The sequence below is a fragment of the Stieleria magnilauensis genome, assembly GCA_007753675.1.
In the GTDB taxonomy this organism is placed as follows: Bacteria; Planctomycetota; Planctomycetia; order Pirellulales; family Pirellulaceae; genus Stieleria; species Stieleria magnilauensis.
The window spans coordinates 10,616,610-10,630,702 of sequence record CP036432.1 but is presented as its reverse complement, the minus strand read 5'-3'; the positions used below and the strand labels follow the sequence as shown (position 1 = coordinate 10,630,702).

Annotated in this window: 8 protein-coding genes; 3 read left to right on the top strand and 5 right to left on the bottom strand. The window is 58.9% G+C overall.

Features of this window, described 5'->3' with window-relative positions:
* Positions 1 to 52: 52 nt before the first annotated feature.
* Together TBK1r_RS37520 and TBK1r_RS37515 are read right to left on the bottom strand one after the other, a co-directional pair.
* The gene (locus TBK1r_RS37520; protein WP_145221562.1) at positions 53 to 745 is read right to left on the bottom strand and encodes an orotidine 5'-phosphate decarboxylase / HUMPS family protein; all 693 of its coding nucleotides are present in this window, start codon (positions 743 to 745) and stop codon (positions 53 to 55) included.
* A gap of 123 nt (positions 746 to 868) precedes the next feature.
* Positions 869 to 1,492 carry a 3-keto-disaccharide hydrolase gene (locus TBK1r_RS37515; protein WP_145221559.1) on the bottom strand — a complete coding sequence of 208 codons (624 nt, stop codon included), beginning with the start codon at positions 1,490 to 1,492 and terminating at the stop codon, positions 869 to 871.
* Between the two features lie 600 nt (positions 1,493 to 2,092).
* On the opposite strand from TBK1r_RS37515, the gene TBK1r_RS37510 reads away from it, so the two are divergent.
* Positions 2,093 to 3,334 (top strand): glycoside hydrolase family 99 protein, encoded by a 1,242-nt coding sequence (locus TBK1r_RS37510; RefSeq protein ID WP_145221556.1) that lies wholly within the window; start codon positions 2,093 to 2,095, stop codon positions 3,332 to 3,334.
* Between the two features lie 108 nt (positions 3,335 to 3,442).
* Here TBK1r_RS37510 and TBK1r_RS37505 read toward each other — a convergent pair whose 3' ends face one another.
* Both TBK1r_RS37505 and TBK1r_RS37500 read right to left on the bottom strand, forming a co-directional pair.
* Complete coding sequence (locus tag TBK1r_RS37505; RefSeq protein WP_419580778.1) at positions 3,443 to 4,774, bottom strand: anaerobic C4-dicarboxylate transporter family protein; 1,332 nt, start codon at positions 4,772 to 4,774, stop codon at positions 3,443 to 3,445.
* A gap of 245 nt (positions 4,775 to 5,019) precedes the next feature.
* A complete protein-coding gene (locus TBK1r_RS37500; protein WP_145221551.1) occupies positions 5,020 to 6,426 on the bottom strand; it encodes a sulfatase in 1,407 nt (468 codons plus the stop codon).
* Positions 6,427 to 6,520: 94 nt separating this feature from the next.
* On the opposite strand from TBK1r_RS37500, the gene TBK1r_RS37495 reads away from it, so the two are divergent.
* Complete coding sequence (locus TBK1r_RS37495; protein ID WP_419580777.1) at positions 6,521 to 11,371, top strand: serine/threonine-protein kinase; 4,851 nt, start codon at positions 6,521 to 6,523, stop codon at positions 11,369 to 11,371.
* Between the two features lie 195 nt (positions 11,372 to 11,566).
* Here TBK1r_RS37495 and TBK1r_RS37490 read toward each other — a convergent pair whose 3' ends face one another.
* Entirely contained in the window at positions 11,567 to 12,700 is a 1,134-nt protein-coding gene (locus TBK1r_RS37490; RefSeq protein ID WP_145221545.1) for a hypothetical protein, read from the bottom strand.
* A 524-nt stretch (positions 12,701 to 13,224) separates the two neighbouring features.
* Here TBK1r_RS37490 and TBK1r_RS37485 point away from each other — a divergent pair.
* Entirely contained in the window at positions 13,225 to 14,037 is an 813-nt protein-coding gene (locus TBK1r_RS37485; RefSeq protein WP_419580776.1) for a hypothetical protein, read from the top strand.
* The last annotated feature ends 56 nt before the right edge of the window (positions 14,038 to 14,093 follow it).

The window sequence follows — 14,093 nt, the reverse complement described above, 5'->3', positions numbered from 1 at the left end:
GAAGTGGGATAGTCTTCCAGGCGGTCGGGATCGAGATGACAAACCCGGAAGCCTATTGCACGGTTTGTGCGTGGACGGCGTCGCAAATCAATTTCAGCGAAGCTTCCAGATCCCCATCGGCCGTTTTGAAGGCATCGGCGTCGATCGTCAGCGGGGCACCCAAGACGACCAGTGGCGCCCCGTACTTGGGACATTCGATGGCTTGTTCGAGTGACAGTCCGCCGACGGCCTGGACGGGAATCTTGACCGCGCCGACCACCTCACGAAGCTGGTCCAGCGGGCTCGGCATCCTCAGCCCTCGGGCCGCGATGCCGCGGCGCTCATCGTAACCGATGTGGTGGATCACAAAGTCACAGCCGAGGTCTTCGAGCCACTTCGCCCCGGCAACCATGTCTTCGCAAACCATGTTGTCCCCCATCACCTTGCAGCCAAAGTCCGCACCGGCTTTGACGACGCAACGAATGGTTTCTTCGTGGGCGCGAGCCATCACGACCACGTGCGTGGCACCGGCCTTGGCCATCATCTCGGCTTCCAAGTAGCCGCCGTCCATCGTTTTCAGATCCGCCACGATCGGCGTCTCGGGAAACGCCTCCCGCAACGCCCGCACCCCGTGCAACCCTTCGGCCAAGATCAGCGGCGTGCCGGCTTCCAACCAATCCACCCCGGCCCGCATGGCCAGATGAGCCGTTTCGAGTGCTTCGTCGATGTTGGTCAAGTCAAGAGAGATTTGGACGATGGGGCGCATGGCTGAAGGTGAGTTGAGGGCTAAAGTGGGGTAAGCATCCTGCTTGCCATCCTCGCCGGCTCTGCCGGCGGGCGGCTTCCAAAACAGTGTGTCCCCAGGTGGAGCTTGGGATCAAAGATGGTCCTACGGCAGTTCCATCACTTCGACTTTCCGGATGTGGACCTTGCTGCCCGGGTCGTGTTGCTGGAACGCAAAGTGGCCTTCTTTGAAGGTCAGATCAAAATCCAGGTACTCGTACAGTTCGTTTCCATCCACGGTGACTTTGATCCGTGTCATGTTGCGTCCGCGCCAGACATCGTCGCGGACTTCCAGGTCATAGGTGAACCAGGTTCCGGGTTTGACGTGCTGCTTGTAGACGTGGCACATCCCGTAGATCGATCCGGTACGAATCGGATCGGTGTGGGTGCTGTCGATCTGCGCCTCGTAGCCATCGGTGAATCCCGGTTTTCGCGTGGTGCGGAAGTACAGCCCGGAGTTTCCGCCGTCGTTGATTTTGATTTCGGCACGATAGCGAAAATTCTTGTACGGTCCAGTCGTGTTGACCAACATCGACGGCGGTCCGGAGCCCGCGATCGCGCCGTCTTCGACTTTCCAAACACTCTTCTCGTTGCCGACCTTTTCCCAGCCGTCGAGCGTTTCGCCGTCGAACAAGGACACCCATTTGCCGTCCTCGGCCGAGGCAGTCGATGCGATGAAACAAAGTGACAACGCGGCAAAGCCGCAGAACAAACGTCGAGCAATCGTCATGGTGAGATCCCAAAAGTGTAAAACAGTCGGTTCGTGCCTGAATCGGTGAACAGGCCAAAGTCAAAGCACAGAGTTCAATGCGCAGGTTTAATGTACAGCTTTCATGCACAGGGAGGGAGCAACACTTTAACCGCCCCCCGCGGCGGCGGCTATCATGCATGACGATGAAACGCACGACGCGCGTTTCGAGTAGCTTTCAGCGCATTCCACATGACTCCGCGATCCGGCTCATCTGCCCAAACCACTCGAAATCAGAACCATGAACTCGACTTGCCACTGCATCGCCGCTTGCCCGCGACGGCCTTTGCCGTTTTCGGCGGTCTCTCGACTGCCGCGGATCGGCAGCGCCCCGGTGGCCCCAAAAAGAAATCGGTTCCGAAGAAGAAGTCCTAATGCTTTGTCAACGATTATACTGAGGGTGCAGCCGAAAAGACGTCAGGTACCAATAACCGAATGGCACGGGCATGAGTGTTGGTGTGCAGGCTTTAGCCGCCCACTGTCGCTGCGTCGCAGCGACCGGGAATCGCCTAAAGGCTAGACACCAACGATTGCTGAATCCTTCCTGACCCCTTCTCCATTCCGTCCCAGGAAAGGTCTCTCATGCGATCGCTTGTTGTCATTGCTTTCGGTTTCTGTCTTGCCACCGCAGCGGCGGCGCAACCGGTTGTCGACCGTACCACGTTGACCGGTAAAGTCATGTGCGGTTACCAGGGCTGGTTCAACTGTCAGGGCGACGGCGCAAACCTCGGTTGGACCCACTGGGCGAAACGGCGCAACCAACCCTTCGGACCGGGCAACGTGACGGTCGACCTGTGGCCGGATCTGTCGGAGTACGCGGCACACGAACGCTACGCCACCGGTTTCCAGCACGTCGACGGTCGGGTGGCGGAAGTGTTCAGCAGCGCCAACCGCGATACGGTGATGCGACACTTTCAATGGATGCAAGACTACGGCATCGACGGCGCATTTGTGCAGCGATTCGCTAATGGACTGACGAACCCGACCACGCTGCGGCACAAAAACAATGTGCTCTCACACAGCCGCGAGGGGGCCAACCGTGCCGGTCGTGCCTTTGCCGTGATGTATGACTTGTCGGGTCTTCGTGCGGGCGAGGTCTCGCGCGTGCGGGACGATTGGACGAGATTGCAAGCGGACATGAAGATCGCCGATGACCCCGCGTATCTGCATCACCAGAATCAACCGGTGGTCGCGGTTTGGGGCATCGGGTTCAGCGACGATCGCGACTATACGCTTAGCGAATGCCTGGAACTGGTGAAAGGGCTCAAATCCAATGGCTGCACCGTCATGCTCGGGGTACCGTCGTTCTGGCGCGAAGGCAAACGGGATGCCGTCAGCGATCCCCTGTTGCACACGATTCTGGAAACGGCGGACATCGTCAGCCCCTGGAGCATCGGACGGTATCAAACGCCCGAGCAGGCGACGCGTCATGCCGCAACGGTTTGGAGCGGCGACCGTCGCTGGTGCGCCGCCCGTCAGATCGATTTCTTGCCGGTCGTGTTTCCGGGTTTCAGTTGGCACAATCTGACCGGTGACAAACTCGATGCGATTCCGAGATTGAAAGGGCAGTTTTTGTGGTCGCAACTGATCGCCGCCAAACGCGCCGGTTGCGAAATGATTTACGTCGCAATGTTCGACGAGGTTGATGAAGGCACGGCGATCTTCAAATGCAGCAACGATCCACCGGTCGGTAACGGTGCTCGGTTTCTGACCTATGAAGGGCTGCCGAGCGACCACTATCTGAAGCTGGTCGGCCAAGGCGGCAAGATGCTGCGCGGAGAATCACCGGTCACCGAAACATTCGAAAGCTTACCGAATCCATGAACCCAAATCCGCTCGAACGTCCGATCAGGTTTGTCTGGTCGACGGAACGCCAGCCGCGGCCGACGCCAATCAATTGATCCTTTCGGACTGACGTTCACAGCATCCGTATCAAAAACAGGCCGCGGCGATGAGGAATGCGGTGAGCACGCTGACCGTCGCCACAATGACGTTCGGCAGCAGGAACGAATGGTTCAGCACCAAACCGCCGATCCGGGTCGTGCCAGAGCGGTCGAACTGTATCGTGGCAATCTGGCTGCCATTGGCGGGAAAGAAGTGGATCCCAATGACCGCCAGCCACGAAGCGACAATCATCGCCGGTGAGATCCCCATGGCAATTGCGACCGGCGTGACGATCAGGGTGGCCGTGGACTGGCTGGTCGTCAACGCCGCCGTCGCATAGTAGGCGACCGGCAGTACCCAGACACGCTGTTCCACTTGTCCCAGCATCACCGACGACAGCAACTCGTTGTGCGCGCCGATAAACGTATTCGCCATCCAGGCAATTCCCATCAACGCCAGAACAGACACCATCCCGGACTGAAACACGTTGCTGCTGGGGATCGCTCCGGGATTCACCTTGCCGATCAACATGATCACGACCCCGGACACCATCATGACGATGGCGATCAGTTGGGTCATCGCCATGGGTTTGGTCGAGCTATCCGACGTTCCGATCTGTGGCCGGAGCCAATCAACGAAACCGAACAAGACCACCAGCAGGATGCCAGACAGGAACACATACACGCTACATTTGGCTCTCGTCGTCATCTGCTCCAGATCGGGCGGTGTGTAATCTGGTTTCTGAACTTCGCCAGCTTCCAAACGCTTGAGAAACCGGGGATCGCGGTCCAACTCCTTTCCCACTCGGTTTTGAATGAACGCGGCCACCGCGATGCTAACAACCGTCGAAGGCAACACGATCAGGAGAATCTGGCTCAATTCAAATCCCAGCGGGGCCACGAGGCCCAGCATCACGGCCATCGCCGCGGAGACCGGGCTGCTGGTGATCCCCAACTGAGAGGCTTCCGGTGAGAGTGCGAGAGGTCGTTCCGGCCGAACCTTGTTGTTGTAGGAAGTCTCTTCGATCACTGGCAGGAGCGAGTAGTAGACATTCCCCGTACCGGCACCGATCGTAAAGATCCAAGACACGAAAGGAGCCAGGTACGTCACAGATTGCGGCCGGGACCTGAGAATGCGGTGTGCGATGCCGACCAGATAATCGATCCCGCCGGCAGCTTGCATCGCACCGGCAGCCGTGACGACCGAAAAAATGATGGTCATCGCCGCGATGGGAAAGCCGCCTGGCTCCAGATGGAAGAGCGTGGAAAGCAGCAGCACGCCGATGCCGCCCCAGAGTCCCACGGCGACGCCGCCCATTCGAGATCCGATACCAAGACAGCCGAGCACGACCAGTCCCTGCGCCAGGATTTGCCAGTTCATGGCATGCTCTGCAGGCAAGTCAACGAGGGGCATGGGAACTCATTTGCTGCGACCGACTCGACGTGTGTGCGGTTCTTGTCGTTTTCAAATGTGATGCCGGCTCGGTGCTGGTGCAATGGGACACAGGCGGTTTAAGAGTTCCTGACTCTAACGTTTTCGATGTTTGTTCGCGATGAAGCCCGGAAACAGAAAAGTTCCATCTTTCCAATTGTCTATCGATCACCGAACCGGTTCATATCAGCCGATCACTTGCCCTTGTGTTCACGGAGCGTCTCGGCCAACTCTTTCGACACTTTTGGACGATCCGATCGGATGTCGTGGTTTTCCCTGGGATCGGTGGTGTGATCGTACAGCATGCTGCCGACGAATTGATTCTTGTCGGTGTATTCGCTATAGCGCAGTTGATCGGTGCGGATCGTGTCTCCGGTTCCGAAGCGTCCGATGGCGAACGGTTTGCCCGATCGGCTTGGGTCTTTCATCAAGGGGGCGAAACTGGTGCCTTGCACGTGGTCGGGCGTTGGCAGACTCGCCAGATCGCACAGCGACGGATAGATGTCGATGAATTCCGTCAGCGCGGCGGTCCGCGTGCCGGGTTGCACATCTGTTTGCGACGGCGCCGCGACGATCAACGGCGCGTGCATCGAGGTTTCGAAACAGGAGTGTTTGTTCCACATGCCGTGTTCGCCCAGTTGCCATCCGTGATCACCCCAGAGCACGACGATGGTGTTGTCGGCGAATTGAAGTCGCTTGAGACTGCGTAGCAGCTTGCCGACATTGGCATCGGCGAAACTGACGCAGGCATAATAGCCGTGGATCAGCTTTCGGGCTGTCAGGCGATCGACGGGTTTTGACGGATGGATTCCCGCGTAAGCGCGCAATTCACCCGAATTGTGGACCGCCCGAGGCGGCAAATCGGTCGGCAGCTCGTAGTTGTCGGGAACGTCGATCTTGTCGAAGTCGTACAGGTCGAAGTACTTTTGCGGTGCATTGAACGGCAGGTGTGGCTTGAGCAGTCCGACGGCCAGGAAGAATGGCTGGTCGGGCGACCGCGCGAATCCTTCCAGGTATCTCACCGCCTGATTGATACAGTCGCCGTCGGGATGATCGGCATCGCTGGATTCGGACGCTTCGAATGCCGGGCCGCGATGTTTATTTTTGTTTGGCCAGCTGCGTTTGTTTTCCGCGATCGCTTCCCGCATCGCTTCCACGTTTTGGTAGCCCGATTGCTTCGATCGCCACGCCGGCTCACTCCAGCCGTCGGCGTGATCGTTGATCTGGTGCAGGATCTTGCCCAGGCTGATCGTGGTGTAGCCGTTGTTCTTAAAATGGGTGTGCAGCGGCAGAATTCCCGGTGCGTCTTTCTCCGCCCAGGCCAGGTGGGTGACGAAGCGGTGGGGCGCCGGGCGAATGCTGGTGAACAGCGAGGCGCGTGATGCACCACAGGTCGGCACCATGCAATAGGCGCGCTCGAACAACACGCCACGGCTGGCCAAGGCGTCGATGTTGGGAGTGTGCATCGACGTCTGGCCATAACACGCCAGCTGCGGACGCAGATCATCGATCGCGATGAACAACACGTTCGGCCGTTCCGCCGCAGAGAGCCAATGGCACATCAATAGCAAGGCGAGAACAATCTCGGTGTGCCTGATCATCAAAAATTTCCTGTTCAAACGAAATGTGTACAATAGGTTGTCATCGCACTCGCGGTGGCACGATGCAATATTCTATTGGCTGACGGTGTTTTCGATGACGAATGATTCGAAAAATGGTCGTCCTGACCAAATCGATGCGGTTTGCCGAGAATTCAAGCGCGCGTGGGTCGTCGGCGAAAACCCTCGGATCGAAGATTTTGCCGAGGGGATCGAACCGGCGAATCATTCCGAAGCGATTCGCCAGCTGTTGCGCATCGAATTGGATCTCCGACACGCGGCGGGTGACCCGGTCGACCTGTCAACGTATCGCAATCGATTTCCGGCCACCTTGGATTCGATCATCATGACGGATCAACAACTGCCGCTGACCGAAGCCCTCGGTGCGACTCGGGGACGCGACACGGACGGCGATTTCACGATCAATCCCAACGGCGGTGAACTGCGACGGCTGGGGCAGTACGAGTTGCTCGAGCGGATCGGCCGCGGGGGCATGGGCATCGTCTTTCGCGCCCGGGACGTCAAGCTCGGAAAGACGGTCGCCGTGAAGGTGTTGCCGCTGAACTCGGCGGTGATCAGTCCCTCCGCCCTCGCCCGGTTTCAAATCGAGGCGAAGGCTGCCGCACAGTTGGAGCATCCCCATGTCGTCACCGTGTTCGCATCCGACGTTGACGACGGAATCTATTACTATGCGATGCAGTACATCCGGGGACAGAATCTGGCCAAGCGGATTTCGGAGTTTCGCGAGGCGGGGTCGTCCCAGGGAAGGTCAGACGGTCTGGCGCGGAAATCGACGGTCAAGATTCAAAACCAGTCCACCGATCGCGGGTCCGGCGACGTTGCCGGATCCCACCGCAGCGACCGCTCCGGGGCGCGGCTCGCGGATCGATCTTATGTGGCGACATTTGCCCGCTGGGGAATCCAGATTGCAGACGCGCTGCAGCATGCCCACGATCTGGGGATTGTCCACCGAGACATCAAACCATCGAACCTGCTAATCGATGAGCAGGAGAATCTATACGTCGCGGACTTCGGATTGGCGCAGGTGCAAGGGGAAGCCGAGTTGACCCAATCCGGGGACGTGATCGGCACGTGGCGTTACATGAGTCCGGAGCAGGCATGCGCGCAACGGGTGGTGGTCGATCATCGTTCCGATCTTTTCTCGTTGGGGGCAACACTCTATGAGTTGTTCACCCTGCGTCGAGCGTTTGACGGGAAAACGCGCGCCGAAATTCTGCAACAGATTGCGTATGACGATCCGGTTTTGCCACGCAAGATCAACGGCGATCTGCCGGAAGAACTGTCGATCATTGTGATGAAGTGTTTGGCCAAAAACCCCGACGAGCGGTACCAGTCGGCCGGGGAATTGGCAGATGATCTACGGGCGTATCTCCGTGACGAACCGATTCGGGCCCGAAAGCCCACGCTGTCGCAACGGTCCAGACGATGGGCACGAAAACATCGCTCCTTGGTCAACTCGCTGGTCGTTGCATCGGCCATCGCCATCGTTGCGTCGATCGGTTCGTTGACCTATGCCGTCCAAGCGGAAACCGAATCTCGGATCCGTGTGGAAGCCAAGAACACGGAACTGGCGGCGGCGCTCAACGAATCCGAAGGTCGTCGGTTGATCGCGCTGGCGGCGCTCGAACTGCCCCACGATCCCAATCTGTCCCTGGCGCTCGCCGGTGAAGGCGTGCGGCGTCATCCCGATGCGGAGGGCCGAACGGCGTTGTTGGCCGCGTTTGACGCCAATCATCAGCGGTTACTCTTGGACAACGAATCGGACGTGGGCGAGGCTCGATACAGTCCCGATGGGAAACGGATCGTCACCGCGGCACCCGCGACGAAATACTTCGCCGGCCCGCTGCCGGCCCGCATCTTTGACGCGCTGACGGGCAAGCCGCTGTTGGAGTTGCAAGCCGAGACGACGATCACCTCGGCGGTCTTCGATCCGACGGGCCGGCGCGTCTTGACGACGTCCTGCGCCGGTGGCGCGCTGAGTTTGCCAGAGGAAAAACTGGCGGAGATTTCGCCGCGCGTCTGGGACGCGGATCGCGGTGTCGAAATCGCAGCACTCGAAGGGGCGTTCTTGCTGCAAACCGATTCCGCGTCGTTCTGTCCGACCGGCCCGATGACCAAGATCGTTACACCGGGGATCGACCACTCCGCGCGCGTCTACAATGCCGCCGGTGACTTGATGTTGACGCTTCGTGGCCACACCGCCCGCGTCACCTTTGCCGGCTATTCGCCCGACGGCACCAAGATCGTCACCGTTTCCGATGACCACACCGTCCGAACTTGGAATGCCGAAACGGGCGCGGAGCTGCGGAAGCTGGATGCGTGGAAGGATCGTTTGCCCGACGCAACCGCGGGGCAACTGGTTCAATCCGCTCGCTTCAGTCCCGACTCGAATCACCTGCTCACCTGTTCAGTCCAACTCGGCGTCGATCTGTGGGATTTAGACCGCGACGAGTCGACGGCGCTGGGGCATGGCAATCACGTCGCCTTCAGTCCCGACGGCGAGCAATTTGCCATCGCCTGGGACGATACGATCCGTGTGCTCGATTGGCATCGCCGCAAGGTGCGTTGTGAATTGGTTCACGAACAGTGGGCCGGGCCGTTCTCGTTTTCCAACGACGGCAAACGGATTGTCAGTCTGACGGGGTCAAAACGGTTTGCCGCGTGGGATACAGAATCGGGACGGAAGCTCGCCGAGTTTCGCGGCCACGACCGGAACGTTCAATTCGCTTCCTTCAGTCCCGATTCACAGCACCTCGTTTCGGGAACCGGTAGTTCGAACGTCCGCGTGTGGTCGATCCAGTCTGGAAAACAACGCGCCACCTTGCCGGATGAAGCATCAGTCCACCCACCATTGATCGCACAAGATCCGGACACCCATCAAATTGTTTTTTCGACGAACTACCGTCATTCCGGTGGCATCCTCCAGCTCGATTCCGGGGAGTTGACCGACCAGTTCTCAGGGCACCTGCAACCGGAAGGATCCGCGGCGCGGCGATTGGTCACTCACACCGACCACCAGGTTCTGGTTCGGGACGGGGGCACGGGCGAAAGTTTGGGTTCGTTTCGGCAACGGTTGGGTCGGTTCCTGGGAGCGACGCCGAGCCCGTCTGGGGATCATGTCTTGATTCGGACCAAGCGCGGCCCGAGTTGGATTTGGAATTGGAGCACCGATGAAAGGATCTTGGTGACGGGCGATCACGAAACCATTCAGGCCGCGGCATTTCATCCTACCGCGTCCCAAGTGGCCTGCGGCGGCGACGATGGCGTTGTCGCGACCCGAGATGTGACGACCGGCACGGAACTGCGGCAATTCTCCTGTCGCGGCGAGATTGCTCATCTGATCTACAGCCCAGCCGGCGATCGGCTGTTGGTCATCAACTCGGAGAACCGCGGCTTCCTGCTCGATTCCGATTCGTTGGAAGTGGTGACGCAATTCACATCGCTGGACCATCCCTTCAACCGGGCGATATTCGCCGCTGACGGCAAACGAATCCTCACCTACCGACTCTCGACCACCAAGCTGGCTTGTTGGGATGCGGAAACCGGCGACTTGATCCACCAGGTCGATAGTCCCGGCGGAAAACTGCACCTGGCGGTGAGCAAGCTGGGAAACCGAGCGATTCTGGCAAGCGATGAAGCGGGGCTGTTTGTCTGGGATGTACGCTCCGGTCAGATCGTGCGGCGAACGACGGGAGCCTACGCCACGGCTGCTTTCCTGGACGACGACACCCTCGTCGCCGCGACCGCTCTTCCATTTTCCAGACCATTGCGAATTCAAGCTGCCAAGTATGGTCCGCCTCAATTGGAGATCTGGAACGTCGCCGGTGAGACCGACCGACCCGACCGCACCCTGCCCCTGCACGGCGCCATCCACGAGATTCACATCACCGAGGATCCCAATCGCATTCTGATCGGTCAGCGCGATTTTCCCTTGGCCGTGTATGACTCCCAGTCGCTCAAACCGATCGGTCAGATCCCTGGGCACGCGGCACCGATCTCGTTTGCGGCGCTCGTACCCGATCGCAGCGAGATCGTCACTTGTTCCTACGACACCCGGATCATGATTTGGGATGCGAAATCACTCCGTCTCAAACGCACGTTGGCGTCGCACGCTCACCCGATCACCGCCGCAGCGATCTCGGCGGATGGGCGAATGCTTGCCTCGGCTGACCAGGGTGGTGTGCTCGACGTGTGGAATCTCGCCGAAGTCCAAGACAAACCGCTCCATCATCTCCAAGCGTTTGACAATCCGATCGAAGGCTGCAGTCTGTCGGCATTCAACGCCCGCGTGGTGGCGTATTGCGAACGTGGGCAATGGAACGTTTGGGACACGGCCAACGGAAAGCCTGCCCCGTGGCAAGACGAAAAGGATCGCGTCGCGTTCGCCGAATTCCAACCGGACGGAAGTCGGTTGCTGCTGGTTCCGGCAAACCGCAACATCAAACAGTTTCCTTCGCGAATCGTGTCGCCGTCCGGAAAGGCCGTCGAGTTGGACCTGCCGCGTTATCCTCGTTCGTTGAGATTCAGCCCGTTCGGTGAAACGGTGCTCGGGATCATCGGCCCACAAGCGATCCTGTTGGACGCCATCTCGGGTGAAAGAAAAACCACGATCGTCACGTCCGAACCGATCGGCTTTGCGACCGGCGACCGACGCGGTGAGAACGTCATGACCAATCAGGGGACATCCATTTCCGTTTGGAAACGAACGGGTGATCCGATCCTGACCGTGCGGGACGATCTCGGTTTTCGAACCTTCGCCGGCATCGAACACCTCGGTCGCGACGCGGTCTGGGTTCTCTCGTCCGACAATCGGGTCCGCAAGATTCCGATCACAACCGATGCCCTGATCAAGTTCTCTCGTCCGCTCCGTCAAGACGAACGCGAACGGTTTCATCTCCGCAACACCGCACTGCCGACAGACGAGTGAATCATTCCGTCGGCCGGCGGCGTTGCGGGCTTGAGGACAAGGCCGCCAAGTGACACATCGTCGCTTCGGGTTGAGCCGGTAGGCTCGCGCCATACTGCTAAATCGACATTGATGGGCGCCTCTCGCGCTGGCGCGAACCGACTGATGTCAATTGATAATCAGCCGTTTGGCGCCAGCCTACGGGCCCTCCGCTGGTCAAAACTCCATCGATTTAGCGGTATCGGGCTTTGAAACGGAATCGCCACAATCGGTACAGTCTCGTTTCCCGCTCGGCGACTCGGCGTCGAGGGTTTCGCCGGAGGAGATCCCGCCGTAATCATCGGCCAAGCTGATCGCCGCCGTTTCGGCCGCCGCGCAGGCTGCGTTGCGGTCACGTCCGTAACGTGCCGTCTCGATCGTCATGGACTCTTCATTTGTCGTGCAGCGGAAACGGCAGGACACGCTTTCGGTACACGCATTGCGTTGCGTGTTGAGCAACGTCACGCAGCGGACCGACGGCAAGATCTCAATCTCTGTGTGTTCCCTGGCCACCAGATAAAGTTCAAGCTGTCGAGCCAAATCGACCGCTCCGACCACCGCTGTTTCTTTGGAAGTGCCGCTGTGTTGCAGTTCTTGGTTGTAAATCGTGTTACCCTGCCGAGATTGAACACGAACGTAGCACTTATAAATCCAACGCGGGACTTCCCGAAACTGCAAACTGCCCGCTCGCAATCCGCCGTCTCGGCCAATCAATTTCAAGAATCGACTCCACGCGTCTTCGCGCGTGAACGATCCTAACGTCACCCGACGTCCCGATGATTCACCAACGCCGGAGAACTCATAACGCTTCGGCGCCTCGGGATACAGAAACTCGGTGAACGTGATGTTGTGGTACCGTTTCGTGACGAGTTTTCCGTTCGTCTGCTTCACCAAACCGGGTTCTTCGATCGACGCCGGCGGATAGTCATAACAGGGATCCGACGTGTTCGTCGTCGCCGGGTAGCAACAGTGCGGCGTGCCGTAGTCACATCGGTTGTCGGCTTCGCAGGCGGCTTTGGCATTGCTGCAGGCCGCACTCTCGCTGCTACCCTGACCCCCAAATTCATCCAACCCACATTCATACTCATCACCCGATTCTGGATCGTAGCAAACGCACACCTGATAGACCGTGCAGTCCCACTGTGTCACATCCTCGGTATCCGGTCCTTCCAGGACTTTAACGGGTTTGTCCCGTTCAACCAGGGCCGGCGGCTTCGGTCCCTCGGCGGGCTCTTGAGCGGCCAGCGGCAGCGCCACACCGCACGCCATCAAAATCAATACGCAACAGTGAATCAGTCTCGTCTGGTTCATCGTTCTTTGTGCTCCCCATTTAAGTAATCAGCTCGTTGAAAGACTCGGGGTCTTTACAGAGAGAAACACCGTAGTCACCCTTTGGGTAGTATTCAACCCACTTACACGAGTGACGCGATTTGAATCAGCCAACGCCCGACACGCAGCGCGGAAAACGTGTTCGCCTCCTCGGTGTGTGGCCCGGAGCGGCAACGCTGTGAAGCATTGATCCCCTGCGTTTGACGAGGTGTTCGCGGCAGGGCGCAAGCCCAATACCGCTCAATCGACATTGAGGGACGCCGCTCGCGCTGGCGCGAACCGGCTGATATCAATTGATGATCAGCCGTTTGGCGCGAGCCTACGGGCCCATCGCTGGTCAAAACCTTGTCGATTTAGAGGTATTGCGCTCGCGGCCTACCGCGAAAAAACGCTTCACAGCGTCCCCTTTCCGCGGACGATCCCAAACCTTGGCCGCGACAAAACCATAGAATCAAGGTCGCGGGGTCCCGTCGCGTGTTATTCTTACAGGAGTGTTTTCGCAGCCGATGTCGAAGCGTGGATTGGTCCAGCTTGAAGCCGCACATTTTTCCAACGTGATCGGTGCGATCCAACGGACGGCGAGCCTGACCGGGGGCGCCGTTCGCGGTTTGCCCGGTGGCGTGGTGATCGGCGGATTACCCGGAGTCGCCTCGTTCGCCTCGTCGATCTCCGACGCTCAGAAAGAGTTCCAGCTGGGAAGGGTTCATGCCTGCTTGGAACGCATCCGGCAATTGGAAACCAGTTTCAACGGGATCACCGGTCGCTGGAATTCAACGGTCCTGTCCGTGATTTCGTCGGCCAGACAAGGACGCCAGGCGGTTCCATTGGCCAAGTTGAACGAAGTCAAAAATGCACAAACGCGGATGCAGCAGCTGATCCGACCGGCCGAAAAAGCGTTTCGCGACCTGGTCACCGCGCTGGAACATGAAGTCGCAATGGAAGGGCGCCGCGTCGACGAAACCGCTGACGAATCGTCGGACGTCGACTTGCCGGATGATGTCGCTGAAGCCTACCGGTGCGGACCAAGAATCGAATTGCGGCAGGGCGATGACAAGAAGACGCGCATCGTTCCCGCGCTCGAAAAGCAAGCTTGTTATTTCGTCAAGGGACTCAAGCCGCCCCGCGTCCTTCGCCTCACATCACTCAGTAAGCAAGCGATCGGGGCGATCGATACACTTCGGCAGGTGGAGCAGACGATCGAAGCCGTCGAACTTGCCAAATTGATCGATACCGGCATTTGGCTGGTGCGGCCCAAATCCGATGCCGATTCGGACACACGTCCATCAGAAACCAGTGGAGAATCACCTGATGACAAGTGAATATCAGCCTTTTGGCGCGAGCCGACGGGCCGCAATTCGAGGAAACCACGCTTAAC

Bases quoted from the DNA above. Each gene is read 5' to 3' on its own strand.
- TBK1r_RS37520 (WP_145221562.1), bottom strand. From the start codon at position 745: ATGCGCCCCATCGTCCAAATCTCTCTTGACTTGACCAACATCGACGAA.
- TBK1r_RS37515 (WP_145221559.1), bottom strand. From the start codon at position 1,492: ATGACGATTGCTCGACGTTTGTTCTGCGGCTTTGCCGCGTTGTCACTT.
- TBK1r_RS37510 (WP_145221556.1), top strand. From the start codon at position 2,093: ATGCGATCGCTTGTTGTCATTGCTTTCGGTTTCTGTCTTGCCACCGCA.
- TBK1r_RS37505 (WP_419580778.1), bottom strand. From the start codon at position 4,774: ATGAACTGGCAAATCCTGGCGCAGGGACTGGTCGTGCTCGGCTGTCTT.
- TBK1r_RS37500 (WP_145221551.1), bottom strand. From the start codon at position 6,426: ATGATCAGGCACACCGAGATTGTTCTCGCCTTGCTATTGATGTGCCAT.
- TBK1r_RS37495 (WP_419580777.1), top strand. From the start codon at position 6,521: ATGACGAATGATTCGAAAAATGGTCGTCCTGACCAAATCGATGCGGTT.
- TBK1r_RS37490 (WP_145221545.1), bottom strand. From the start codon at position 12,700: ATGAACCAGACGAGACTGATTCACTGTTGCGTATTGATTTTGATGGCG.
- TBK1r_RS37485 (WP_419580776.1), top strand. From the start codon at position 13,225: ATGTCGAAGCGTGGATTGGTCCAGCTTGAAGCCGCACATTTTTCCAAC.